This is a genomic window from Actinomyces oris (assembly GCF_001937665.1).
GTDB classification, from domain to species: domain Bacteria; phylum Actinomycetota; class Actinomycetes; order Actinomycetales; family Actinomycetaceae; genus Actinomyces; species Actinomyces stomatis.
Map to the genome: position 1 here is coordinate 1 of NZ_MSKL01000034.1, position 24,276 is coordinate 24,276.

Below are 24,276 nucleotides of genomic sequence, written 5' to 3' on the forward strand. Positions count from 1 at the left end.
TAGCGCTAGAGTAATGGCGTGGTGAGACAACCGCCGGACTGAGTTCACCGTACGGAGACGTCGAAGGGCTACGCGACTACGGGAAGACCGCGCGAGCGAGCTCATAGATCTGGGCTGGACGGGTGCGGCAGCAACCGCCGACGAGCCGCGCCCCGGCGTCGATCCAGGAGGGAGCCAGCGCCGGGATTCCCATTCCTTCGCCTGCGGACTGCCAGGTCTTGGTCACCGGGTCGTAGAGATCGCCGGCATTGGGATAAGCCACCAGTGGCTTACCGGTAGCCGCACGCAGTACCGGCAGCGCTCGGCCGACGACACCCGGGGCCACGCAGTTGATGCCGACCGCGACCACCGTCTCCTCCTGCGCGGCCCAGGCCGCCGCCTCGGCCAGTGGCGAGCCATCAGCGAGATGGGCACCGTCGGAGCGCACCTGGAAGGAGACCCAGCACTGGGCCTGCGGAGCGAGGCCCTTCACCATGGCGACGAGCGCCTGCGCCTCGTCCAGGCGCGGAAGCGTCTCCAGGGCGAACAGGTCAATCCCCTCCCCCGCCAGCACCTCGATGCGAGGCAGATGAACCTCCTGGAAACGGGGATCCTCGGGGATGTCGATGTCGTAGGCACCGGTGTACTCACTGCCATCAGCCAGATAGGCCCCATAAGGTCCGAGCCCTCCGGCTACGAGCAGCGGCTCCTCGGGGTACTTTTTGCCGAATTGACGGGCCGCCTCCTTGGCCAGACGAGCACCGGCTGCGATGACCTCCCTGGCGCCAGCAGCATTCTCCCCGGACCGGATCAGCGCCGGAAGTGTGGCCTGGTAGGTGTTGGTCGTGATGACGCGGGCTCCGGCGTCCAGATAGTCGGCGTGGACCTCGCGCACGACGTCGGGCGCCGTGGTGAGCGCAAGCGCCGACCACAGCGCGTTGCGGGTGTCGACTCCACGGGCGTCGATCTCGGTTCCCATCGCCCCGTCCAGAACGACCGGGCCGCGCGTCAGCAGATCAGACAACCGGACCGGTTCACCCTCGAAAGATGTGGCGGATACCGAGAACGTTCGCATTGCGACACGGTATCGGATGGCTCGAGGCGGCACCGGTAGCGTCTCAGGCATGGACCCGGTTGCACATCGCCGCGAGCCCGCCGCCTCATCGACGACCTCCCCCATCCCGCCCCCTCAGTCCCAGCGTGGCAGCCCCGACAGTCAGGGACGTGTCACCGCGCTGGAACGCCGCATGAACCGACGTCACCTCATGATGATCAGCTTCGGCGGGGTCATCGGCACGGGACTGTTCCTCTCGACTGGCAACACGATCCACCAAGCCGGCCCCCTGGGAACCGTGCTGGCCTACTCCATCGGCGCCGTCATCGTCTACCTGGTCATGCTGTGCCTGGGAGAGCTGAGCGTTGCGATGCCCTTCACCGGAGCCTTCCATGTCTACGCCCGCCAGTACCTGGGTCCTGCCACGGGCTTCGTCACCGCCATCCTGTACTGGCTCACGTGGACGGTGGCCCTGGGAAGTGAGTTCACCGGCGCGGCCATGATCATGTACGGCTGGTTCCCTGGCGTTCCCGTATGGGTGTGGGCGGCTACCTTCATCGCGCTGGTCCTCGTGCTCAACATGGTCTCCGTCAAGGTCTTCGCCGAGGCGGAGACCGTGCTGTCCGGGATCAAGGTGGCGGCGATCATTGCGTTCATCGCTCTGGGCACGGCCGCAATCGTCGGGCTGCTGCCCTACGAGGGGCACCGCTCGTTCCTGGGGCTGACGAACCTGTACCGGGACGGCCTCTTCCCCAACGGCTTCGGCGCGGTGTTCACCACGATCCTGGCCGTCAACTTCGCTTTCTCCGGCACCGAGCTCATCGGCATCACCGCCGGAGAGGTCGAGGACCCGGGCACCACCATTCCTCGCGCGATCCGGGCGACCCTGGCCCGCCTGGCCATCTTCTTCATCGGCTCGATCATCGTCATCGCAGCACTGATCCCTTGGGAGAAGGCCGGGGTCGAGGAGAGCCCCTTCGTGACGGTCCTGTCCAGAATCGGCGTGCCCTACGCCGGGGACCTCATGAACATGGTCATCCTGGCCGCCATCCTGTCAGCGGCGAACTCAGGGCTCTACGCCTCGACACGCATGCTGTGGTCCTTGGCCAATGAGGGCACCCTGCCCACGGTCCTGGCCCGCACCAACCGCTACGGGGTACCCGCACTGGCAATGGGCCTGTCCATGGTCGGCGGGCTGGCCTCACTGCTGACCTCGGCCTATGCGGCCTCCACGGTCTATCTGGTCCTTGTGTCCGTCTCCGGTCTCGCCGTCGTCCTGGTGTGGGCGGTCATCGCCGCATGCCACCTGTCCTTCCGACGGCGCTGGCTCGCTGAGGACCGCAGCCTTGAGGACCTGCCCTACCGGGCTCCCGGGTATCCGTGGGTCTCAATCGCCGCACTGGGACTGTCGACAGCATCGTGCCTGCTCATCGTCTTCGACCCCGAGCAGCGCGGCGGCCTGGCGATCACCGCCGTCTTCCTCGTGGTCTGCTACGTGGGCTACTGGGGAGCCAACCGCCGCATCAGCCTATGACGCCTGCGGTGAGGCCGAAAAGGTCTTACCGGGTCTCGACGATCTGCTTGCCGAAGGGGAAGCAGGTGACAGGGATGAGCTTGATGTTGGCCACGGCCAGAGGGATTCCGACAATGGTGATGGCCTGCGCCGCGGCGGTGGCGACGTGGCCGATGGCCAGCCAGAGTCCGGCAATGAGGAACCAGATGATGTTGCTGATCCCGCTCATGGCACCGGCCCCGGGAGCCGGAACCACCTCACGCCCGAAGGGCCACAGGACGTAGGCGGCGATACGGAAGGAGGCGACGCCCGCGGGAATCGTGATGATGAGCAGGCAGGCGATCAGCCCGAAGAAGACGTAACCGAGGAACAGCCAGAACCCACCGAAGACGACCCAGATGATGTTAAGCAGCGTGCGCATGGCACCTATCTACCACATCCAGACGCCTCGACGGTCCCACGTCTGCGCGGTCACCAGAAGATGCGCTGGGCGATGGCGTCGGCGAAGTTGTCCAGCGCCTCCGGTGCCGCCCCGAGGTAGAGGCCCGCGTCGATCAGCGAGACCTCCATGAGGTAGAAGCCGCCCTGACCGTCCCCGACGACGTCAACACGGTTGAACAGGAGCTGAATGTCGCGCCCGGAGACCTCCTTGATCAACGTGTGGATGGCCTTGCGCACCCGCTCACCCCAGAGCCACTCCTGCTCACTGGGCTCGCGCGCCGTGACGATCTCCTCGTGGATCTGGTCGGTCGACTTGAAGGACGGGTGGAGCATCGGGGCCTTCTCCACCGCGTGGGACAGCACGCCGTTGAAGTAGACCAGCGAGACCTCACCCTTGCGGTCGACCTCCTCGAGGTAGCGCTGGACCATGACGGTGCGCCCACGGCGCAGGTGGTGCATGGCGTCATTGATCGCCGCGGACCGGGAGGAGGCGTCGGTGGCGGTGTAGCGCCCGGTGCCGCGCCCACCCGAGGAGACGGCCGGCTTGACGACGAAGTCACCATGGGCCGGGAAACGGGTATGAACCTGGTGCTTGGAGTAACCGGCCTCGGGCTCCAGCCACATCGTCGGAATCATGGGAACCCCCCACCCGCTCAGGCGGGTGAGGTAGTGCTTGTCCGAGTTCCAGGTGACGACGTCGGGATGGTTGGCAAGCCTGGGCACCGACCTGGCCCACTGGAGGAACCGGGAGTAGTTGCCCTTGGTGGCGTAGTCACGGACGCTGCGCAGCACGACCGTGCCGGACTGGCTCCAGTCGACGTCGGGGTCGTCCCATACGGCAATCCGCGGCTCGATGCCACGTGCACGCAGGGCATCCGGCAGGCCGCGGTCATCGTCATCAAGGTCAGGGAAGTCGGCGCAGGTCGCCAGCGTCACGATCGGGTCGCTCATGCGGCCCACGCTACCGCGCACGGCACCACGGCGAGAGCCACAGACGTGTGACGCTGAACCGCGCCCGCACCAACGGACATGACTACTTACTGGTCGGAGCAGCCAGCAGGCATCCGTCCACGCCCTCCGACACCCCGACGCCGTCCACGCCTTGCTCAGCCGCCGTGTGCGAGGGTGTCACAATGCCGAGGTGACTTCTGAGACCCGCAAGCCGCGTATGACCTCCGCGCAGCGCTACTGGGCATCCATGGCCGCCATCGTCGTCGCGACCATCCTCGTTGCGGGCCTGCTCGGGGGAACGGTCTCACTGCTCACCGGCGCCCGCGAAGGCCGCAGCAGCATGTGGGGCGGCATGGTGGTCGCACTGGTCATGCTGGCGGGCTGGACCCTCGGCACGCGCGTGCGTGACCGCAAGAAGCTCGACCTCCCCCTGTGGCGCCGCCTCACCGAGGAGCAGGCGGCCACGCTGAAGCAGTACCACCAGTGGTCACGCACCGGCCGCATCGACCGGGACGACGATGGCCCCAAGGGCGCCCCCTCCGGGCGGAGCGGCCGTGACCGAAGCTCACGGACAGGCGGAGGCGCCTCAAGCACGTCACCGTCGAGGATGCGGTCCCCGCGGGGCACGATGTCGAAGCGCGACCGCGCTCGTGCCGCCGACGTGCGCCGCCGCCGACAGGAACGCGAGGGCGGCCCGTCGCACTGAGCGGACTGCCAGGCAGCGCGCAGCAGCTCACCTCTTCGCCACCCCTTGAGACTTGCCGCACAATCGCCTGGTTTCATGGATCCTGACTGGACGAAGCCCTCCTCCATCCGTAAAGTATTCCTCCGTCGCCCAGCGAGCCATGTCGAATGACATCGCTGTGGTGAAAGCACCGCTAGCTCAATTGGCAGAGCAGCTGACTCTTAATCAGCGGGTTCAGGGTTCAAGTCCCTGGCGGTGTACGAATCTTCCTGACCATAGGGAAGGAAGAGCAGGTCACCATTGACCGAGCACCGCTAGCTCAATTGGCAGAGCAGCTGACTCTTAATCAGCGGGTTCAGGGTTCAAGTCCCTGGCGGTGTACCACGAAGGGCACGCGCTTCGCCCGGGATGACCCCGAAAGCACTGCAGCAGGCGCATGACGGCGGTCGATGACAACCGCCTCCGCACTGAGAAGTTCTCAGAATGCCACCGTTTCACCGGTTCTCACGCCCTCGTGACCACAGTATGCGGCGGCGCCGACCAGTCGCCGCACCGGAACTCTTGATCCGCAGCATGCCGGTCCCGCAGGTACGTCCCTGCTCCGATACACGCTGCGCCCCAGGCCCCATCGGGCCGACGACGCTGAAGGAAGATGAGGAGATACGTATGACACACGACATCCACACCATGACCACCCTGTCCGCCCTGGCCGCCGGGACGACAGCCACTGACACCAGAACCGATGATGCGGCCAGCAGGGAGCTCTTCGCAGCACGCGCAGAGCTCGCCTCGCTGGGGGCAACGGCCTCCCCCTCGCGCCTCGAGCGAGCGCTGGAGCGTCTGGAGGCGGCGCAGCAGGCCTCACGGCGAACGCTCGCCCAGGCCGCCTGACCGGGAGGCATCACCCGGAGATGGGGCAGGGGTCCCGTGCGACCGGCGTCCTGAACGTTTGCCAGATCACGAAAGTAAGTCCTCGAATTCACTGCCGCAGGCACCGGAGGCGATGCGAGGATGAGCACATTCGCCCAGGAGCCCGAGGAGGACCCATGACCCAGCTCGTCGCCGGTGACCGAGCCCCGGAATTTGCCCTGCCCGACCAGAACGGCCGCACAGTGACCCTTGACGACCTTCGTTCCATCACGAACAAAGGCGTCATCGTCTACTTCTACCCCAAGGCATGCACTCCGGGATGCACCAAGGAGGCCTGCGACTTCAGGGACTCCTTGGCAGAGCTCAAGGCGGCCGGCTATACCGTCGTCGGCATCTCCCCCGACCCGGCAAGCGCGCAGGCCAAGTTCTCCAACCGCCACGATCTGCCCTTCCCTCTGCTGTCGGACACCGACCACGCCGTCATGGAGGCCTGGGGAGTGTGGGGCGAGAAGAAGAACTACGGCAAGGTCTACACCGGCGTCATCCGCTCGACCGTGGTAGTGGCCCCTGACGGCACTGTGACGCTGGCTCAGTACAATGTCCGAGCGACGGGTCACGTCAAGCGGCTGCGCGCCGCACTCGGCGTGGAGTGATACGAACGCACGGGAGCGGTTGCCACATTCTGCTATCCGGGATGGAAGTCGGTAGAGTGGACGCCGCACAGCGCGAGTGGCGGAATTGGTAGACGCCCCAGGTTTAGGTCCTGGTGCCTTCGGGCGTGAGGGTTCGAGTCCCTTCTCGCGTACAGATTTCAGTTCCCAGCACCAAGAGGGTCTCCCTCCTCTGACAGGAGGCCCTGCCTTCTTCGTCTGCTCCGACACCTGCCCCTTCCGCCGACCTGATCCGAGACATCGATGAAAGAGAACTCCTTCAATCAGGGGCCACCCGCCTTCGACGTCGTGCTGGCGCAGACGATCGCCAGACACTTCCGAGGGGCCACGACCGAGGTCATCGAAGGCGTTCAGACGGTCCGGTTGGGCGAGGGCCTTCCCACGATCGAGTGCTTCATTGACGAGATTCAGGACCACAAGCCGTACGGCGCGTTCATCTTCCTTCAGATCAGTGGAGGCGCCTTCGGGAGCAGACGGGTCCTGGTGACGGCCAGCGGCTACGGCTCCAGTCAGCTGGAGTCGGTTGTCGCCGCCGGATGCAACTGGGCCTGTGCCTTCGGCCCCGTCCTCCTGACCGGAATCGGCCGCCCGGACCTCATCGACTCTGACAATCCCGACGTCGAGCAGTTCGAGGCCACGGTGGGAGGCAGACGCTACCGGGTGACCACCGGCCACCTCGACCGCAGCATGAATATGCCGATTGAGGAGGTGGAGGCCTACCGCCAGCGGCTGGGTGGCCCCGTGCCCTGACCGACCGGATACTCGCCAGCCCCGTGATTCCCGCCACTCGCTCCAATGAGGCAGTGGCACTGGGCTGCTACGCGGCCATCGGCCCCCACTCGATCACCGAGTTCAAGCTCGCCGGCGCCGACTGGCCCGCTGGACGCAGCGTCTTGGACGCGATCCCGCCCGAGCCCGGCGGCCACCGCATGCTCCGGGAGTGGTCGGTGCTCATGCCCTTGGAGCCCGCTCCACCCCTCACCAGGGACGGGCTTCAGCACACCCTCAACCTCATCGCCGCGACCTCGTACGATCCTGGCAGCGAAGCCGGCTGGCTCGGCGGCCGCCACCACGGCATGAGGCTGGGGCCGCCGAGCCTCCCTTCAGGACTCTCGCTGCCGGAGGACCTGCGCTGGTTCCTCAGCACCATCGCGGGCTCGGGCGCCGGCCCCGGCTACGGGCTGGACATCTACCCGGCCGACGACGGAGGCATCCACCTGGCCGACGCCGGCTGCGGCGCCGAGTGGCGCATGAGCCCCTACGACGGCAGCGTCTGGCTGGACTCACGGGCCTGCGACGATGGCTTCACCCGTGTGGCACCGAGCTTTATCTCCTGGTACGAGGCCTGGCTCGATCACGCCATCCGCGGCGGCGGAGCGTTCGCGCAGTGGTCCTACCAGGTCGATGCCGCTTACAAGATGCTTGAGCAGAGCGCCGCCGAGTTCGGCGTCGAGCGCCTCCCCGAGACCGTCACCCGGGTGAAGATCCAGACCCCGACCAAGGCATTCGGCCCCTGCCACTCCTGTCAGCTCGTCTACACCCGGTACGGCGTGCCGGAGTCGGTCTTCGTCACGGCGCCCACCCCGGCGTCCTGAGTCACTCCTCGTGCTGGACGACCTCGAAACCGAGGACCTCCACGCTCATGCCCCGGCGCTTGTCGTCCTCGTGCCCGCCGGCGGGCCGCGCCGCACTCCAGCGCTCGTAGTCCTCGCGCCTGTCCCACCGGGTCACCACGAAGTAGCGGTCCTCTCCGACCAGCGGGCGCAACAGCTCGAAGCCCTGAAAGCCCTGCGAGGCGTCAACGCCTCGCTTCCGTGCGGCGAAGCGCTTCTCGATCTCGGCCTGGGCGCCCTCGGGAAAAGTCAGTGCGGTGATGTTGACATAGGTCATAGGTGTTCTCCTCGGTGTCTACGTCGGCTCCCGGCCGGAAGCAGGTATCGCAACGAACGTTACCGCCTGACCGCCGTCGCGGACTACAGGCATCGAGCATCCCGAGGTACGGAGCCGACCCGAGGCCCGATGGCCGCCGGGTAGCCTGAGCCCATGACAACTGCCCCCTTCGCCCGCAAGGACGGCCGCGCCGTCGACGAGCTGCGCCCCGTGACCATGACCCGCCACTGGCTCGACCACGCCGAGGGATCGGTCCTGGTGACCTTCGGACGCACCCGAGTCCTGTGCGCCGCCTCCTTCACCGAGGGCGTTCCGCGCTGGCGCAAGGGCAGTGGCGAGGGCTGGGTGACCGCCGAGTACGCCATGCTCCCCCGGGCCGGGTCGGAACGCTCCGGCAGGGAGTCCGTGCGGGGCAAAGTCGGAGGCCGCACCCACGAGATCTCCCGCCTCATCGGCCGCAGCCTGCGCGGCATCATCGACGTCGCCGCGCTGGGTGAGAACACGATCGCTCTGGACTGCGATGTGCTGCAGGCCGACGGCGGTACCCGCACCGCGGCGATCACCGGCGCCTACGTGGCCCTGGCAGATGCTGTCGCCTGGGGCACGCAGCACGGCCTCATCAAGGCCCGCCCCGGCAAGCCGGTGCTCTCCGACTCCCTGTCGGCCATCTCGGTGGGAATCATCGACGGCGTTCCCTGCCTCGACCTGCCCTATGAGGAGGACGTGCGAGCCCAGACCGATATGAATGTCGTCCAGACCGGGGACGGCCGCTTCATCGAGGTCCAGGGGACCGCCGAGCACGCCCCCTTTGACCGCTCCGAGCTGGGAGAGCTACTCGACCTGGCCGCCGCCGGCAACAGCCGCCTGGCAGAGCTCCAGCGCCGAGCCCTGGCCGGCCCCAGCGGTGAGCCCTTCACCGTGTCCTCCTCGCAGTCCTCGTCCCAGCCCACGGAGGCCTGAGCCGTGAGTGCCTCGTCAGATGCCGACGGCGCCGCCCCGCTCACGGACCGGGTCCAGGTGCCTGCTGGCGCCCGCCTCGTCCTGGCCACCCACAACGCCGGCAAGCTGGCCGAGCTGAGGCAGATCCTGACCCCGCTCGTACCGGGGCTGGATCCCGGCTCCATCATCTCGGCCGCCTCCCTCAAGGCACCCGAGCCGGTGGAGGACGGCCTGTCCTTCGCTGACAACGCGCTGCTCAAGGCCCGAGCCCTGGCCCGGGCCACGGGCCTGCCCGCGGTCGCCGACGACTCGGGCCTGTGCGTCGACGTCCTGGGCGGCGCGCCGGGGATCTTCTCGGCGCGCTGGAGCGGCCGGCACGGTGACGACGCCGCGAACCTTCAGCTGCTCCTGGACCAGCTGGCCGACGTCGCCGACCCGCATCGCACGGCGCGCTTCACCTGTGCCGCGGTCCTGGTCCAGCCGGCCTCCGGCAGGCAGCCGGAGCGAGTCACCACCATCGAGCGCTCCATGGAGGGGCGCCTGACCGGCTCCCCTCTGGGCGAGGGGGGCTTCGGCTACGACCCGATCTTCGTGCCTGTCCAGGAGGATGAGCCGGACGGTCGGGGCCGCACCACCGCGCAGATGGCGCCTGAGGACAAGCACGCCATCTCCCACCGGGGGCAGGCATTCCGTGCCCTGGCACCGGTCCTGGCCGACGTCCTGGTCGGCTGAGCCCCTAACGCGCTGTCAGTAGTGAGTCACCACAGTGGTGCCGATCTCGGACCACTGCCAGATAGCCTGGGCGTCCGCGACCGGGATGTTGATGCAACCGTGCGAGGACTCGTCCGTCCCGATGCCGAACTCCTTGACCCAGGGGGCGCCGTGGAGGGCGTAGCTGTTGTGCCAGTAGCTCACCCAGGGAACCCCTCGTTCGCAGTAGGGCCACTCGGGAGTGCACCCCATGTCCTGCGTCTGGTAGCGCAGATAGATCTTGTAGGTGCCGGTGATGGTCTCGTGCCCGACACCGCCGTGGTTGATGAGGATCGGCCCATAGACGACCTGCTGGCCCTCATAGGCGGTCAGCGTTGAGTCGGTGAGGTTGACATCGACCCACTTCTCCCCCGCCTTGGCCTGGTAGGCGAAGCGCTCCGGCCCGTTGGGCACCACTCTGCTCTCGGTGGAGTGAGGCACCTCGTTCCAGCTGATCTGCTGGCTGACGCTCCGGCCCTGACCGAGCCCTTGGACAAGCGCTGCCGTCACCGGCTCGACGTTGCCGGCCTTCCTTCCGGACTTGCCCGGGCGGGCGAGCTGGAGCACCGTGCCGGCTGAGTCGACGTCGTTGATGGCGTTGACCGGTTTCCGCTCCGCCTGGGTGCTCAGCGAGGACACCCAGGCCTTGATCTTCTCATGCGAGACCGTCGGCACGATGCGGCCCTCTTTGACGGGGAAGTCGATCCATGAGGCCTTCTGAGCCTTGGAGGCCGTATGCGCTGTGCCGTCGATCGCCACTGAGAGCTCGGCGTCCAACAGCGCGGTTGCCGATTGCGCGACCGAGGCCGCCTCCTGGGCGCTCACCGTGGGATCGGTCCGGCGGATCGATACCGGCGCGGCATGGTCCGCCATCTCTCGTGCGGCGACGTCGAGAGCCGAGTCGAGGTCACTGGGGTCGATGGCGTCGCCTGATTTCCCCGGTGAGGCGGTGAAGCCGCCACTGCCCTCGTTCCAGGTCACTGTCGGCTCGACGACGTGATTGCGCAGCGTGCTGCTCAGCCGAGACACCAACGCGGCACGGGCCTCCTTGTTGATCGTGTACCGCACCGCCACCTCCCGTGTCCCCACGATGCCGTGCAGGTGAGTCGTCAGTGACCCCGCTCCGGACACGGCGGCCTCCACGGTGGCCCGGGCATCGATCTGGACGATCTGGGAGAGCGGAACGGTGGTGGGCGTACCCTCAACGGTCAGCGTCAGTGACGCCGATGCGGCCTTCTGAAGCACGAGCGCGGTCAAGGTCGGCCGGTCCATTCCGGACACGTCCTGCCCCATGAGGATGGTTCCGCGCGGAGCCCGCCCCTCGTGCCTGTGGACGTAGACGACGGACCCGCCCACCGCTCCTCCCAGAAAGAGGGTGACGGCGATCAGGACGCCGACCCACTGATGCGGTCGACGCCGGCTGGAGCAGTGGTGCATGGCGCAAAGGTACGAATAGCCGGGTTGTCATCCCATAAAGGCAGTGCCCTGGTGCCGAGAGGAGTCGGAGCCGCCGGCCGCGTGGCTAGTTCCCGTCCTGCTCCTGCTCGGCGAGGCGACGCGCCACAGGCTTAGGGGTCAGGGAGTCGTGGGCGCGCACGTAGCCGTAGAGCCACCTCCATCCTCCCAGGAACACCAGGAGGAAGGCCCCGGTCATCACCGCCCAGGAGGCCATGGCGGACACGTCGTCGAAAGCCGATGCCACATGGCGTAACGCGATCCAGACCACCCAGCTGGTCCCCACGACGATGAGCCCCTCGGGCAGCGCCATCTCCAGATGATCGGGGTGAGAGCGTCGCAGGAGCCAGGTCACGCCCCAGGCGATGACGAGGGCCGTACCCGCCTGCCACAAGGAGGCGGGTACCTGCCCCAGGCTACGGGTGGAGGCGGCGCCGAACAGGGCCACGAGCGCCACCGCCGCCAGGTCCGCGGGAACCACCAACCACCAGCGTGTCCGTCTGCCACGGGTCCAGGGACAATCCACCCCATCGGGAAGAGCCGGGGTGAAGGAGACCGTTCGCCGTTGGGTGGGGCGATCGTGCCCGTCAGCGCTCACAGCTCCCAGACGGCGTCCGCCGTCGCCGCCTCCAACGGACCGGAGTAGACGGCTGCGGCCTCCTTGAGGGGCACGGCCGGATCCGTCCAGGGCTGGATGTGGGTGAGGACCAGGTGCCCTGCACCGGCCTGGGCTGCGAGCTCACCGGCGCGGCGCCCCGTCATGTGCATGCCGCCCACGGTGTCGCGCCCCTCGACGAAGGCCGCCTCGGCCAGGAGGAGGTCCACTCCCTGAGCCATGTCGCTCATCCCCTGGCAGGAGTCCGTGTCCCCGGTGAAGGCCAGGCTGACCTGCCGGGAGGGGTCCTCCTCACTGGGGCCCTCGATCCGGTAGCCGTAGGCCTCCACGGGGTGAAGCGCCTCGAAGGGGGAGATCACCAGGGGACCCACGCTGTAGGACCTGCCGGGCACGGCGGTGACGAAACCGAACTCCGTGGCGTAGCGCTCACTCGGCGGGACGCCGTCAACCCCCTGGAGGCGCTCCAACAGCTCCGAGGGCCCCAGGCAGGCGACCGGCCCGAGCGCCCCGGTGGGCAGCCAGCGCCGGTAGACGTGCATGCCGACCAGGTCGACCATGTGATCGGCGTGGCAGTGGGAGATTGCAATGGCGTCGAGCTCGGCGGGATCGAGGTGGCGCAGCAGCTGCCCCATCGATCCCGGTCCGAGGTCCAGCACGATCGAGTAGGTGCGAGGCGCGCCGTCGGCGTCGACTCCGTCGGCCTGCACCAGGTAGGAGGAGGCCGAGGACTGGGGACCGGACATGGATCCCGAGCAGCCGATAATCGTGAGTCTCATGCAGATCCTTGATGGGCGGTGGGAGGTGAGGGAGGCTGGGGCAGCTCGGCAGGGGCGCCAGCTGCCTCAGAGGTGAAGGCGACATGCTCAACGGCGGTGACCTCGGGTCCGAGGAACCGCCTGGCCAGGCCGGAGAAGGCCTCCGGGTCGCCGGTGGAGGCGAAGTCATGGCGTGGCTCGGGGGCATCGGGCCCACGCAGAAGGTTCTTTCCGGCCAGTGCCCGGTAGACGTCCTTGGCGGTCTCGTCCGAGGAGGTCACCAGGGCCACGTCCTCCCCCATGACGTAGGAGATCGGCCCCACCAGCAGGGGGTAGTGGGTGCAGCCGAGGATGAGGGTATCCACGTCGGCGGCCTTGATGGGGGCCAGGTACTCCTCGGCGACGTCGAGGACCTCGGGGCCGGTGGTCACCCCCCGCTCGGCCAGCTCGACGAAACGCGGGCACGCCTGTGAGACGAGCTCGACGCCGGGAACGGCCTGAAGCGCGTCGTCATAGGCGCGCGAATCGACCGTCCCACGGGTGGCGATCAGGCCCACCCTGCCGTTGCGGGTCACTCGGGCCGCGGTGCGTGCCGCCGGGTGGATGACCTCGATGACCGGGACGCCCCGCCCCAGGGTGTAGCGCTCACGCGCATCGTGCAGGACGGCCGCCGAAGCGGTGTTGCAGGCGATGACGAGCAGCTTGACCCCGCGGTCCACGAGCTCGTCCATGATGCTCAGAGCCAGGGATCGGACTTCGGCGATGTCTCGAGGACCGTAGGGACTGTTGGCGGTGTCCCCGATGTACAGCACCTGCTCATGGGGCAGCTGGTCGAGGACAGAACGGGCGACGGTGAGGCCACCGACCCCAGAGTCGAACATCCCGATCGGAGCATCATTCACACCGCGAGACTATGCGGGCCCTGTGCCCCCGAACAGCGCGGATACCAGTGATTCCTGCCACCAGGTGACCATGTCGTAGACGAGCGCCGTCCCCCGGTACCACTGCTCGCGATCCGTCTCCTCCTCGGGGGCCTCCTGGAAGGCAACTGCGTGAACGTGCTCGGCGTCCTGAGCCGACTCGATGCCCAGGCGCTGGGCCAGCACGAGCCGGATGTCATTGATCGCCCCCAGCCAGTCGGACTCCTGGCCCGAGGCCACGAGCACCGTTTCCCCGGGGCCCGACGGCGCCCGCAGCTCGGCGGCCAGACGCACCAGGCGGTCGACCTTGTCACCCCGCAGACGCGCACGAGTCAGGCTGCTGACCTCCATCGAGGTGATGGGATCCTCCGAGGCATGCGGAAGCAGGACGGCGATGACGGGGTCCGCGTCCGGTCGACCGGCGTGAACGTGATTGGTCGGCGGATCGAGGTCGAAGTCCAGAGCCTCCAGGACCTCCCGATCCCGCTCGCTCTCCCCCGGGCGTACCGGGTCGGGTCGGGACGACGACGAGGTCTCAGACTCTCCGGTGCCCTCGACGGGAGGAGCATCCGCCTGGAGAAGGGCCCGGACCTCAAGGGCCAGCCTGGCGAGGAGCTCGCGCTCCCAGTCGTCAAGACCGCAGGCCAGCCCCTCGGGGACTCGGCGGAAGGCTCGCATCACCGCCCTCCTGAGGAGTCGTCGGCGGAGGCGTCACCGTCGTCACCCATGGGCTCGATGGTGGCGCGCAGGCCGTAGCCGTGCATCGCCGTGACATCGACCTCCATGCGCTCGCGGGCACCCCGGGAGACCACGGCGCGGCCGGCGGTGTGCACCTGCATCATCCGGGCCTCGGCCACAGGCAGCGAGAAGCCGAAGTAGGAGTGGAACACCCAGGTCACATAGCTCATCGTGTTGATCGGATCGTCGTGGACCACAGTGCACCACAGGCGCTGGGCACGGACACGCGACTCCTCCAGGGTCTCCGGTTCCGCAACGGGCAACGAGGCGCTCATGCCACCAGGGTAGCGGTGAGCCGCGATAGGTTGTGCCCGTGAACAGCTACATGCCCACTGCCGAATCCACCGCCGCCTCCATGGACGTGTCCACGGCCTCGACCTCACTGCTGACCGACATGTACGAGCTCACGATGCTGCAGGGAGCACTGGCATCGGGGGCCGCCTCACGGCGCAGCGTCTTCGAGCTCTTCGGCCGCAGGCTCCCCGGGTCGCGCCGCTTCGGTGTCGTCGCGGGCACCGGCCGACTGCTGGACGCCATCGCGGCCTTCACATTCACCCCCTCCCAGATCGATTTCCTGCACCGCACCGGGGTCGTCAACGACGAGACCCTGGACTTCCTGCGCGGCTACCGCTTCACCGGGACGATCCGCGGCTACGCCGAGGGCGAGTGCTACTTCGCCGGTTCCCCACTGCTGACCGTGGAGGGCACATTCGCCGAGGCCTGCATCCTGGAGACCCTCGCCCTGTCGATCTACAACTACGACTGCGCCGTCGCTGCAGCCGCCTCCCGTATGACCATCGCCGCCCACGGGCGCCCCTGCGTGGACTTCGGGGCGCGCCGAGCCCATGAGCAGGCGGCCGTCGCCGCGGCCAGGGCCTCGGTCGTCGGCGGTTTCGTGGGAACGAGCAACCTGGAGGCGGGGCTCCTCTACGGCATCCCCACGGTGGGGACCTCGGCGCACTCCTTCACCCTCCTGCACGACACGGAGGAGGATGCCTTCGCCGCGCAGGTGGCCAGTCTTGGACCGAGCACCACGATCCTGGTGGACACCTATGACATCGCCACCGGCGTGGAGCGGGCGGTCAAGGCGGCCCGCGCCGCCGGTGGCGAGCTCGGGGCGGTACGCCTCGACTCCGGCGACCTGGTGGCCGAGGCGTTCAAGGTGCGCGCCCAGCTCGACGCCCTGGGTGCGACGTCGACGAGGATCACCGTCACCAACGACCTCGACGAGCACGCCATCGCGGCACTGGGGGCGGCCCCCGTGGACTCCTACGGCGTGGGCACGAAGCTCGTCACGGGCTCGGGGCGCCCGACCGCGGCGCTCGTCTACAAGCTGGTGGAGCGCGAGGGTGCCGATGGCACTATGGAGGAGGTCGCCAAGTTCTCCTCTGGCGGCAAGTCCACTGTGGGTGGTCGCAAGTGGGCCGGCCGCATCCTCACCTCCGAGGGCACAGCCGCCGAGGAACTGGTGGTCTCCTCCAGCTCGCAGGACCAGGGACTGTCGGCGTTGAGCCAGGCCGGCGCCCGGCCGCTTCAGGTGCTCCTGGTCGATGAGGGCCGGATCATCGAGGAGCACCGCGGCAAGGAGGCCTTGAACGCGGCGGCGGAGCGGCACCGGGCTTCCCGCGTCGAGCTCCCCTATGACGCCTGGCGTCTGAGTGACGGTGAGTCGGCACTGCCGACCCGCCACGTCGACCTCGACGGGCGAGGCGCCACCCGACGCTGACCGGCGGCAGAGACGCCTCCGGCCCCTGGTCAGCGCTGCTTGTCAGCGCTTGCCGACGAACCAGCGCCGCAGGGTCTGGATGCGCTTCTCGATCTCCTCGGTGGAGGCCGCCGCGACCTCCGGTCCCCCGCACACGCGCCTGAGCTCATTGTGGACGACGCCGTGGGGCTGGCTCGACCGGCGGGCCCACGCGGCCACCAGCTGGGAGAGCTCCTTACGGGCCGCTGCCCGGCGCCGGGCGTCGTCGACGCCTGAGTTCTTCCGCCTCTGCGCCTCGGCTGCGGCCTGCTTCTTCTGGGAGGCGATCTGCTTGTCCTGGCGCTGGCGCAGCAGGGCGGTCACCTGCTCGGGCTCCAGCAGGCCCGGCAGTCCCAAGTACTCCTGCTCCTCGATGCTGCCCACCATGGCGCCGGTGCCGAACTCGCCGCCGTCGAAGAGCACGCGGTCGAACTCGGCCTGGCTGTCCATGGCCTCGAAGCCGGGCAGCAGCTCGGCCGAGGCGTTCTCAGTCCTGTTGGCCTCTGCGAGCAGCCGGTCCTCGGGGCTGAACAGGGAGTCCTCCTGCGCCGCCGCGTCGGGTCGGCTCAGGACGTGGTCGCGGGCCACCTCCATCTCCCCGGCCAGGGCCAGCAGGGGCGTGACCGACGGGAGGAACACCGAGGCGGTCTCCCCCCGGGCCCGCGAGCGCACGAAGCGCCCCACCGCCTGGGCGAAGAAGAGCGGGGTGGAGGTGGAGGTGGCGTAGACGCCCACGGCCAGGCGGGGCACATCCACCCCTTCGGAGACCATGCGCACGGCCACCAGCCAGCGGTCCGTGGAGGCGGAGAAGGCCTCGATGCGGCTGGAGGCGCCGTTGTCGTCGGAGAGGACCACGGTGGGGGCCTCGCCGGTGATGGCGCGCAGCTGCTTGGCGTAGGCGCGTGCCTTGGCCTGGTCGGAGGCGATGACGAGGGCCCCGGCGTCGGGGACCTGGCGGCGCACCTCGGTCAGGCGCTGGTCGGCGGCGGCCAGGACAGCGGGGATCCACTCCCCCGCCGGGTCGAGCGCGGTGCGCCAGGCCTGGGACTCCAGGTCCTTGGTGAGGGGCTCGCCCAGGCGCGCCGCGACCTCATCGCCGGCCTTGGTGCGCCACCGCATCTGCCCCGAGTAGGACATGAACATCACTGGGCGCACGACTCCGTCGCGCAGCGCGTCGGAGTAGCCGTAGGAGTAGTCCGCCTGGGAGCGCTTCGCCCCGGAGGCGTCCTCCTTGTACCGCACGAACGGGATCGGGGAGGTGTCGGAGCGGAAGGGCGTTCCGGTCAGGGCCAGTCGTCTCCGTGCCGGGGTGAAGGCCTCACGGATCGCGTCGCCCCAGCTCAGGGCGTCTCCCCCGTGGTGGATCTCGTCGAGGATGACCAGGGTGCGGGCCTGGTCTGTGCGGGCACGGTGCAGGTTGGCGTTGGCGGCCACCTGGGCGTAGGTCAGGGCGACGCCGTCGAAGCGCGAGCCGAGTGCTCCTTGGGAGTTGGAGTAGGAGGGGTCGATATGGATGCCGACCCTGGCGGCGGCCTCGGCCCACTGGTACTTGAGGTGCTCGGTGGGGCAGACGATCGTCACCTTGTGGACGTCCCCGGAGCTGAGCAGCTCGGTAGCCACTCGCAGCGCGAAGGTCGTCTTACCGGCCCCGGGAGTGGCCACCGCCAGGAAGTCCTGAGGCATCGTCTCCAGGTACTGGCCCAGTGCGGCGGCCTGCCAGGCTCGCAGCGAACCGGCTGTCCCCCAGGCGGCGCGGCGCGGGTAGGCCGGGGAGAGGTTCTGGGCCGCCGACGTCGAGGCTCGTGTCGGGGTGGAGTGGATCGCCTGGCCGCCGCGGGCGGCGTTCACCGACCGCCTCGCCCGAACGGGAAGCGGGGGAAGCGTGGCCCCTTGCCGTCGCCGGAGCCCTCCCCGCCGCGCATCTCCTCGTAGATGGACTTGCAGGTGGGGCACACCGGGTACTTCGACGGGTCGCGCCCGGGCGTCCACACCTTGCCGCACAGGGCGACAACGGGACGCCCGGTGACAGCGGCCGCGGCGATCTTGTCCTTGCGGACGTAGTGGGCGAAGCGGTCGGCGTCGCCGTCGTCGGTCGACTGGAGCTCCTCGCGTTCCAGGACAGCCGTACCGACGCCCTGGGTGGGCTCGGCGGCCGGGTCGGTCGGGGCTCCGGGCGATCCGGGATCGGCACTGGCGAGGACGTCTGTCATGCCGCCCAGTGTAGGTCGGACAGTGCTCACCGGCAGTGGCCCGCCCCGCCCCTGTGGGCAGGCTCTCGCCTGAGGAGAGCCCGACGCCCTCGTCAGTGCTTCGATGTGAGCCGGCTGGCGGCCGCGGGATCGACCAGCACGAGGGCGTCGTCGTGGCGCTGCATGACGGTCGCCGGCCACTGGGGGCTCACCTCGCCCTCGACGAGCTGGGCGATGGCTTCGGCCTTGCCCTCGCCGGTGGCGATGAGGACCAGCTTGCGGGCCTCCATGATGGTGGCCAGCCCCTGGGTGATGCACTGGGTGGGCACGGCGTCGACGTCACCGTCGAAGAAACGGGCGTTGTCCCGGCGGGTCTGCTCATGGAGCTCACCGAGGTGCGTGCGCGAGTCGAGGGCGCCTCCGGGCTCGTTGAATCCGATGTGCCCGTCGGAGCCGATGCCGAGGATCTGCAGGTCGCAGTATCCGGCCGCAGCCATCTGCGCCTCGTAGTCCCGGCAGGCGGCCTCGAGGTCCTCGCTCAGCGCATCCGGGCCGTGGAGGGCTCCGGGGCGCATATCGACGCGCGAGCGCAGATTGGTCTCCATGAAGGTGGCGTAGCGCTCCGGGTGCCCAGCGGGCAGGCCGACGTACTCGTCGAGCATGAATCCGGTGACCTCCGCGAAGCTGAGGCGTCCGGCGGAGCAGCGAGCGGTGAGCTCGTCGTACAGAGGCAGGGGCGAGGAGCCTGTGGCGGTCCCCAGCACGGCTGCCGGTTTGTCCTTGAGCAGCGCCTCGATCTCGTCGGCCGCCCGCTGCGCGATCGCCTGCGCGGAATCCAGAATGACAAGCTGCACGATGATGTCCTCTCTGACATAACGACTGGGTGCACTGAGTGTACTGATCTCTGAGAGCCGCTACATGCTTGAGCGACTTTAGAGCAATCCTACCCCGACTCGTCAGAATCAATCACTCTGTGTTGATGTGACCAGCGCGATCACACCGGCTGGGAGTGTCCCGGCCAGCTGCGGATCGTGGTGAGAACCTGAGGTCCTCGCTGGTCCAGCATCCGACCACCGAAGACGACTCCGCCCCACAGCAGCAGACCGCACCACACGATCCCCGCGACGAGCGCCACCCACCCCCACAGCGGCATCCCCTGGACGACACCGTAGACCGCCGCCCCCAGGACCGGGGAGCACACGGCGAGGAGAAGCAGGATCGCCGCCATCTGAATGAGCGCGGCCAGGAGGGCCGTCCCCGAGGTCCGCGAGCGCATGGGGCTGTCCCCGGGGGCGAGCGTCTCGTAGGGCAGCAGGACACTGGCGAGGCAGGACCAGGCCAGTGCGCAGCCGTAGAGGGCCAGGCAGGCGCCGGTGACGGCGGGGAGCGCTTCCCATCGTCCTGTCCACGCGACCATGAGCAGATCGATGACGACCAGCGCAGGAACCTGCCAGACGGCCGCCCCGACCACCCGCCCCAGACGGTCGTGGGCCCCACGGATCCCGGCGCTGATATGACTCCACAGGGCGGTGGAGTCCATACCGAGGTCGTCATGGAGCGCCCACCCCATGAAGACGGCCAGGGCGGGTGCCATGAACAGCAGCGCGGCCGGTGCCTGCCCGAAGGCGAGACTGGCTTCCACCGGCTGGCCGTTGGCACTGGCGGCGAATCGGTTGGAGTTGAGAGCAGGAGTCATCACAAGCGCAACGGGAAAGATCAGGACGGACAGGAACTGAACCAGGTACCTGGGATCAGTGCGCCAGTAGCGCAGGCTGCGGGCCGCCACAGCGGCGGCGGGCGCGGGCAGGGCCGCGCTGAGCCTGCGGGCCCACGGCAGTACGTCAGGCAGGCCCTGATGCTGTGCGTCGGAGCCCGCACCGCCGGCGGCATAGGCCCGCATCCGGGAGTGCGACGTACCAGGAGAGCTCATCACCTTGTTCACCACGCGCTGCCACAGAGGCAGCAGGCACACGGGAAGGATCCACGCGCCGATCGCCAGCGCCAGCGCCGGCAGCACGGACCCGGTGGCCATGAGACCGGGCGCGGCGAAGGCCCACCCGAAGGGGCTCAGGCCCATGGCCTGGGCGAGGCCCCTGAGCCGTTCAAGAAAGTCGGCGGGATCGTCCCCGAGGAAGCGGGGAATCAGATTCGGTGCCTGCGTTACCACGATGAAGGCGACGAAGGCGATGATCGCCGTCGTTTCACGTCCGCGGCGTGAGGAGGAGATGCCTGCGGCCGTCACAATGATCCGGGACAGCAGGACACAGGTGGCCAGGGCTGCCGGAGCGCACAGCAGCGCCAGGAGCGCAGCCGGGACCTGGCCCGCCAGCAGCCAGGTGAGGACCGGAATGAGGCAGACAGCAGCCGTCAGGCAGCCGGGGATCCCAACGGCTCCGGCGGCCAGCAGGCCGAGCGCCAGCCCTCTTGACGGAGCGGTCCAGGCCGCCATGGCACGGGGGTCCAGGGTGGAATCGACCCCGGTGACGAGCAGCGGCACTACGGCCCAGCCGGCCACCAGCAGCGCCCCGAGAGACCCGAGAACCAGCATGATGTCTTCGGGGGCGGCCTGCAGCCCCAGCCCGACGGCGCCGGTCAGCACCATGCCGAGCGTCCCCAGCCCGTAAAGGGCCCCGAGCACGGTTCCGATGATGGCCCAGGTGTTCTTGGTCAGGGCGTTGAAGGTCAGGCGCCACTTCAGCTTGACGAGGGTCGCAACCACGACAGTCCCTCCGTTCGCACCTGGCCCCCCACCAGCTCGGTGAAGCGGCGCTCGAGGTCCCCACCGGCCGCAACCTGCTCAGTCGTCCCCGCAGCGACGACCCGGCCGGCATTGATGATGGCCACGTGGTCGCACAGGCGCTGCACGGTGGCCATGACGTGGCTGGAGATGACCACGGTGCCGCCGCCGGCGGCGTAGTCGCGCAGAATCGCCTGGATCGTCTGGGCCGAGATCGGGTCGACGGCCTCGAAGGGCTCATCCAGGACCAGGATGGAGGGCGAGTGCACCATGGCGCAGGCCAGGTGGATCTTCTTGCGCATGCCCGCCGAGTAATCGGCGACCAGTGTTGTCCCGGCGTCCCACAGCCCCAGCACCTTGACCAGCTCAGTGGCCCGAGGCACCACGACATCCCGATCGAGCCCGCGCAGCAGACCGGAGTAGGTGACGAGCTCCAGACCGTTGAGACGATCAAAGGTGCGCAGCCCGTCGGGCAGGACTCCCAGAAGGGTCTTGGCCCGCTGCGGCTGCGCCCACACGTCAACACCATGAACCAGCACCCGACCGGCATCGGGGCGCAGCAGGCCGGTGGCCATCGACAGGCTGGTCGTCTTGCCCGCCCCGTTGGGGCCGACGATGCCGTAGAAGCTGGATACGGGGATGTCGAGACTCAGCCGATCCACCGCAACTTTGCGATCGAAGGCCTTGATCAGTCCCATCATCTGAAGTGCTGGAACGGAGGCGGGACCAGGGGACGCCCCGGCCAGTGCGGCAACCGCCCCTGTGCCGTCGGGCGCATTCACCTCGAATGTGGAAGCAGACATGTTTCCACTGTAAAAGCCTCCTCCTATTCAGCACTCCACCGGAAGGAGGAGATCACCGATCCTGACATCCTCCCGGAGAACCGCGCCGGGCATCATCAGTGGCAGAGCGGCCGACTCGGGCGTCCGACGCCAGAAGGGACGGAAAGCGCAATGACGTGGATTGGGGACGGCACGGGAGCTGCAGACACGATTCCGGCCCGTTGCCGCACCTCGACGGGGCGGCAACGGGCCGGAATCAGGACGTCAGGGGCACGGCCCCACGTATCACTCGGCGACAGCCTTCTTCAGCGAGGAGCCGACAGTGACCTTGACACCGTAGCCGGCGGGGATCTGAATCTCCTCACCGGTACGGGGGTTGCGGCCAGTGCGTGCGGCACGCTCGACGCGCTCGATACCCATGAGGCCGGTGATCTTCACGGCCTCACCCTTGGCGACGTTCTCAACGAGGACATCCTGGAAGGCTCCCAGGAAGGCGTCGGCGTCGGTCTTGGTCAGGCCAGCCTTCTCGGCGATGGCGGCGATGAGCTCGGTGCGGTTGACGGACATGTCTTCCCTCTCGATCGTGGACGGACACCCTTGTGTGGTGCCACTTCTGGCAACGCTACGCATAAAACCTTGGGTTTGTCAGGTCAGACCGGAGTGTCGCGCTGGGTAGCGAGTAACAATTCGCACATTTACGCCACAGCAGTCACATCTGTCACATGCGGAGCAAGTCGCGGAACGACGCCGTTTCCTCCCGCCCTTCCGCTCAGCCCTTCCACAGGGCGCCGGGCAGCGCCCTTGCGAACCACGAGGTGATGGTCGTCGGGTGGGTGATGGCGGTCCCCACGACGACGGCGAAGGCGCCGTGCTCCATGGCGGCGGCCGCCTGCGCGGGAGTGTGGACCCGCCCCTCGACCACCAGCGGGATCTCCGCGATACCTGCGACCTGGTCGACGAGCTCGAGGTCGGGCCCGTCGGTCTTGGGACGCTCCCCGGTATAGCCGGCCAGGGTGGTCCCCAGGATGTCAACTCCTGCGTCCTGTGCGGCCTTGGCGTCATCCAGGGACCCGCAGTCGGCCATGATGAGGACCTCGGGGCGGGCCTGCCGGAGGCCCTCGACGGTCTGGGCCAGGCTCAGCCCGTCGGGGCGGGGGCGCCGTGTGCCGTCCAGCGCCACGATCTGGCTGCCGGTGGCGGCCACAGCGATGGCGTGGGTGAGGGTCGGGGTGATGAAGACGCCGTCGTGTCCGTCCTTCCACAGACCGATGACGGGGACGTCGACGTGCTGGCAGATGAGGGCCAGGTCCGCCAGCCCTTGTGCGCGGATGCCAACGGCACCCCCGACGACGCAGGCCTGAGCCACCTGGTCCATGGTGCGGGGGTCGCGCATGGGCTCGCCCGGGTAGGCCTGGGCGGAGGCGATGAGACCTCCCTTGAGGCGTTCCAGGACGGGGCGGTTCCCCGCCGTGGTGGCCTGCGCCTGCGTCGACGACTGTGAAGGTGACTGCTCGGTCATAGGTGTGTCCTGTCTGATGGCGCCGGAGCCCAGCGGCTACGGGCGGTGGTTGTCGTTGCTGCTGGCCAGGGCTAGGGCACCGCGAGCCGCACCGACGATCGGCGCGGTGGTCCCCAAGGTGGCGGGAAGGATCTTGATGGGGGCCAGGGGGGCGATGATCTCTGCGGCGAAGCTCTGTCGCAGGGGCTCCCACCACAGGTCGCCGGCGCGGGCCAGGCCACCGGAGACGACGACGATGTCCGGGTCGATCACGGTGACCAGGCCGGCCAGAGCCTTGCCCAGGCAGACCGCCGAGTCGCGGTAGACCTCTGCCGCGATGCCGTCCCCCGCAGCGGCGCGCTCCTCGACCCCGCGGGCGTCGGGGACGTCGGCGTCTCCACCCTTGGCCAGGTAGCGGCGGTGGATCTGCGGCCCTGCGGTGATGCCCTCCAGGTGCCCCGTCCTGCCGCAGGTGCAGGGCTCCCCCTGGGCCCCGGGAACGGGGACGTGGCCGATCTCTCCGGCCACGTGATGGGCGCCTCTGCGGGTCCGCCCCTCGAGGACGAGGGCGCCTCCGACACCGGTGCCCACCGCCACCATGAGAACGACCTCGGCCCCGGAACCGGCGCCGAGCCAGGCCTCTCCGGCGGCGTAGGCGTCGACGTCGTTCTCGACGTGGATCGGCAGCTCACCCAGCCCCTGGGCGGCGAGCCGTTCCTGAACACCGGCGGCGACCTGTGTACCGGCCCACCCGGTGATGGCGTCAGTGGACGCCAGAATGGTCCCACGCTCGACGTCGACGACGCCGGCGGTGCCGATCCCGACCGCCGCGATCGGCGCGGCCTTGCCGGGTTCCTGGTGCGTCCCCGCCTCGACGACCTTCTTGATCAGGCCGCTGATGGCGTCGAGCATGGCGGCGGGACCGTCGTGAGCCGGGGTCGGGCAGGAGCTCACCGGTCCTTGCAGGGCTCCGCCGGCATCGACCAGTGCGGCGGCCATCTTGGTGCCGCCCAGGTCGAGTCCGACGACAAGCGGAGGCCGGCCGGACGGCGATGGTGATGGAGTGAGGGGGGTGGATGGGAGGACATCCTGGCTCATG

Annotated in this window: 27 protein-coding genes and 3 tRNA genes; 12 read left to right on the top strand and 18 right to left on the bottom strand. The window is 68.7% G+C overall.

The window, feature by feature from the left end; all coding sequences use genetic code 11:
- Positions 1-76: 76 nt before the first annotated feature.
- Positions 77-1,054, bottom strand: coding sequence for a homocysteine S-methyltransferase (gene mmuM, locus BKH28_RS12480; protein WP_075419111.1), 978 nt, complete (start codon positions 1,052-1,054; stop codon positions 77-79).
- Between the two features lie 172 nt (positions 1,055-1,226).
- Here mmuM and BKH28_RS12485 point away from each other — a divergent pair, with 172 nt between their 5' ends.
- Positions 1,227-2,567 carry an amino acid permease gene (locus BKH28_RS12485; protein WP_075419112.1) on the top strand — a complete coding sequence of 447 codons (1,341 nt, stop codon included), beginning with the start codon at positions 1,227-1,229 and terminating at the stop codon, positions 2,565-2,567.
- A 25-nt stretch (positions 2,568-2,592) separates the two neighbouring features.
- On the opposite strand, the gene BKH28_RS12490 is transcribed toward BKH28_RS12485, so the two are convergent.
- Positions 2,593-2,967 carry a YccF domain-containing protein gene (locus BKH28_RS12490; RefSeq protein WP_075419113.1) on the bottom strand — a complete coding sequence of 125 codons (375 nt, stop codon included), beginning with the start codon at positions 2,965-2,967 and terminating at the stop codon, positions 2,593-2,595.
- A 50-nt stretch (positions 2,968-3,017) separates the two neighbouring features.
- A complete protein-coding gene (locus BKH28_RS12495; RefSeq protein ID WP_075419114.1) occupies positions 3,018-3,938 on the bottom strand; it encodes an ATP-grasp domain-containing protein in 921 nt (306 codons plus the stop codon).
- 190 nt (positions 3,939-4,128) lie between these two features.
- On the opposite strand from BKH28_RS12495, the gene BKH28_RS12500 reads away from it, so the two are divergent.
- The 8 genes from BKH28_RS12500 (at position 4,129) to BKH28_RS13915 (ending at position 7,759) form a co-directional block, all read left to right on the top strand.
- Positions 4,129-4,644 carry a hypothetical protein gene (locus BKH28_RS12500; RefSeq protein WP_075419115.1) on the top strand — a complete coding sequence of 172 codons (516 nt, stop codon included), beginning with the start codon at positions 4,129-4,131 and terminating at the stop codon, positions 4,642-4,644.
- 166 nt (positions 4,645-4,810) lie between these two features.
- Positions 4,811-4,883, top strand: a tRNA-Lys gene (locus tag BKH28_RS12505).
- A gap of 48 nt (positions 4,884-4,931) precedes the next feature.
- Positions 4,932-5,007 (top strand) — tRNA-Lys (locus BKH28_RS12510).
- A 282-nt stretch (positions 5,008-5,289) separates the two neighbouring features.
- The gene (locus BKH28_RS12515) at positions 5,290-5,514 is read left to right on the top strand and encodes a hypothetical protein (RefSeq protein WP_178388892.1); all 225 of its coding nucleotides are present in this window, start codon (positions 5,290-5,292) and stop codon (positions 5,512-5,514) included.
- A 155-nt stretch (positions 5,515-5,669) separates the two neighbouring features.
- On the top strand, positions 5,670-6,146 hold the full coding sequence (gene bcp / locus BKH28_RS12520) for a thioredoxin-dependent thiol peroxidase (RefSeq protein WP_075419116.1): 477 nt from the start codon (positions 5,670-5,672) through the stop codon (positions 6,144-6,146).
- Positions 6,147-6,216: 70 nt separating this feature from the next.
- Positions 6,217-6,298, top strand: a tRNA-Leu gene (locus tag BKH28_RS12525).
- Between the two features lie 109 nt (positions 6,299-6,407).
- A complete protein-coding gene (locus tag BKH28_RS13910) occupies positions 6,408-6,914 on the top strand; it encodes a hypothetical protein (protein WP_256696014.1) in 507 nt (168 codons plus the stop codon).
- 23 nt (positions 6,915-6,937) lie between these two features.
- Positions 6,938-7,759 carry an SMI1/KNR4 family protein gene (locus BKH28_RS13915; protein ID WP_256696017.1) on the top strand — a complete coding sequence of 274 codons (822 nt, stop codon included), beginning with the start codon at positions 6,938-6,940 and terminating at the stop codon, positions 7,757-7,759.
- 1 nt (position 7,760) lies between these two features.
- Here the strand turns inward: BKH28_RS13915 and BKH28_RS12535 are convergent, their stop codons facing one another.
- Entirely contained in the window at positions 7,761-8,054 is a 294-nt protein-coding gene (locus tag BKH28_RS12535; RefSeq protein WP_070509922.1) for an antibiotic biosynthesis monooxygenase family protein, read from the bottom strand.
- 153 nt (positions 8,055-8,207) lie between these two features.
- Here BKH28_RS12535 and rph point away from each other — a divergent pair, with 153 nt between their 5' ends.
- Positions 8,208-9,014 (top strand): ribonuclease PH, encoded by an 807-nt coding sequence (gene rph, locus BKH28_RS12540; protein WP_075419117.1) that lies wholly within the window; start codon positions 8,208-8,210, stop codon positions 9,012-9,014.
- Positions 9,015-9,017: 3 nt separating this feature from the next.
- Positions 9,018-9,725: an RdgB/HAM1 family non-canonical purine NTP pyrophosphatase gene (rdgB, locus tag BKH28_RS12545; protein ID WP_075419118.1), complete on the top strand. Its 708-nt coding sequence runs from the start codon at positions 9,018-9,020 to the stop codon at positions 9,723-9,725.
- Positions 9,726-9,740: 15 nt separating this feature from the next.
- Here the strand turns inward: rdgB and BKH28_RS12550 are convergent, their stop codons facing one another.
- The 6 genes from BKH28_RS12550 to clpS form a co-directional block, all read right to left on the bottom strand.
- Entirely contained in the window at positions 9,741-11,180 is a 1,440-nt protein-coding gene (locus BKH28_RS12550; protein ID WP_075419119.1) for a L,D-transpeptidase, read from the bottom strand.
- Between the two features lie 85 nt (positions 11,181-11,265).
- Positions 11,266-11,679: a DUF3054 domain-containing protein gene (locus BKH28_RS12555; protein WP_075419120.1), complete on the bottom strand. Its 414-nt coding sequence runs from the start codon at positions 11,677-11,679 to the stop codon at positions 11,266-11,268.
- Positions 11,680-11,792: 113 nt separating this feature from the next.
- Positions 11,793-12,590: an MBL fold metallo-hydrolase gene (locus BKH28_RS12560; protein ID WP_075419121.1), complete on the bottom strand. Its 798-nt coding sequence runs from the start codon at positions 12,588-12,590 to the stop codon at positions 11,793-11,795.
- Complete coding sequence (gene murI, locus BKH28_RS12565) at positions 12,587-13,450, bottom strand: glutamate racemase (RefSeq protein WP_218638028.1); 864 nt, start codon at positions 13,448-13,450, stop codon at positions 12,587-12,589. Before murI ends, BKH28_RS12560 begins: the two co-directional genes overlap by 4 nt.
- Before the next feature lie 30 nt (positions 13,451-13,480).
- Positions 13,481-14,167, bottom strand: a complete 687-nt coding sequence (locus BKH28_RS12570; RefSeq protein ID WP_075419123.1) for a DUF2017 family protein — start codon at positions 14,165-14,167, stop codon at positions 13,481-13,483.
- The gene (gene clpS / locus BKH28_RS12575; protein WP_075419124.1) at positions 14,167-14,502 is read right to left on the bottom strand and encodes an ATP-dependent Clp protease adapter ClpS; all 336 of its coding nucleotides are present in this window, start codon (positions 14,500-14,502) and stop codon (positions 14,167-14,169) included. Before clpS ends, BKH28_RS12570 begins: the two co-directional genes overlap by 1 nt.
- Positions 14,503-14,582: 80 nt before the next feature.
- Here clpS and BKH28_RS12580 point away from each other — a divergent pair, with 80 nt between their 5' ends.
- Complete coding sequence (locus BKH28_RS12580; protein ID WP_075419142.1) at positions 14,583-15,953, top strand: nicotinate phosphoribosyltransferase; 1,371 nt, start codon at positions 14,583-14,585, stop codon at positions 15,951-15,953.
- A 42-nt stretch (positions 15,954-15,995) separates the two neighbouring features.
- Here the strand turns inward: BKH28_RS12580 and BKH28_RS12585 are convergent, their stop codons facing one another.
- The 8 genes from BKH28_RS12585 to BKH28_RS12620 form a co-directional block, all read right to left on the bottom strand.
- Positions 15,996-17,819, bottom strand: coding sequence for a DEAD/DEAH box helicase (locus BKH28_RS12585; protein ID WP_075419125.1), 1,824 nt, complete (start codon positions 17,817-17,819; stop codon positions 15,996-15,998).
- The gene (locus BKH28_RS12590) at positions 17,816-18,181 is read right to left on the bottom strand and encodes a DUF3039 domain-containing protein (RefSeq protein ID WP_075419126.1); all 366 of its coding nucleotides are present in this window, start codon (positions 18,179-18,181) and stop codon (positions 17,816-17,818) included. The genes BKH28_RS12585 and BKH28_RS12590 overlap by 4 nt, the downstream gene beginning before the upstream one ends.
- 92 nt (positions 18,182-18,273) lie before the next feature.
- Positions 18,274-19,014: a glucosamine-6-phosphate deaminase gene (gene nagB / locus BKH28_RS12595; protein WP_075419127.1), complete on the bottom strand. Its 741-nt coding sequence runs from the start codon at positions 19,012-19,014 to the stop codon at positions 18,274-18,276.
- Positions 19,015-19,154: 140 nt separating this feature from the next.
- The gene (locus BKH28_RS12600) at positions 19,155-20,879 is read right to left on the bottom strand and encodes a transporter (RefSeq protein ID WP_075419128.1); all 1,725 of its coding nucleotides are present in this window, start codon (positions 20,877-20,879) and stop codon (positions 19,155-19,157) included.
- Positions 20,855-21,700 (bottom strand): ABC transporter ATP-binding protein, encoded by an 846-nt coding sequence (locus BKH28_RS12605; RefSeq protein WP_075419129.1) that lies wholly within the window; start codon positions 21,698-21,700, stop codon positions 20,855-20,857. Before BKH28_RS12605 ends, BKH28_RS12600 begins: the two co-directional genes overlap by 25 nt.
- 264 nt (positions 21,701-21,964) lie before the next feature.
- A complete protein-coding gene (locus tag BKH28_RS12610; protein ID WP_003783064.1) occupies positions 21,965-22,246 on the bottom strand; it encodes an HU family DNA-binding protein in 282 nt (93 codons plus the stop codon).
- 202 nt (positions 22,247-22,448) lie between these two features.
- Complete coding sequence (locus BKH28_RS12615) at positions 22,449-23,198, bottom strand: N-acetylmannosamine-6-phosphate 2-epimerase (protein ID WP_075419130.1); 750 nt, start codon at positions 23,196-23,198, stop codon at positions 22,449-22,451.
- A gap of 36 nt (positions 23,199-23,234) precedes the next feature.
- Positions 23,235-24,275, bottom strand: a complete 1,041-nt coding sequence (locus tag BKH28_RS12620) for an ROK family protein (protein ID WP_075419131.1) — start codon at positions 24,273-24,275, stop codon at positions 23,235-23,237.
- Position 24,276 lies beyond the last annotated feature (1 nt).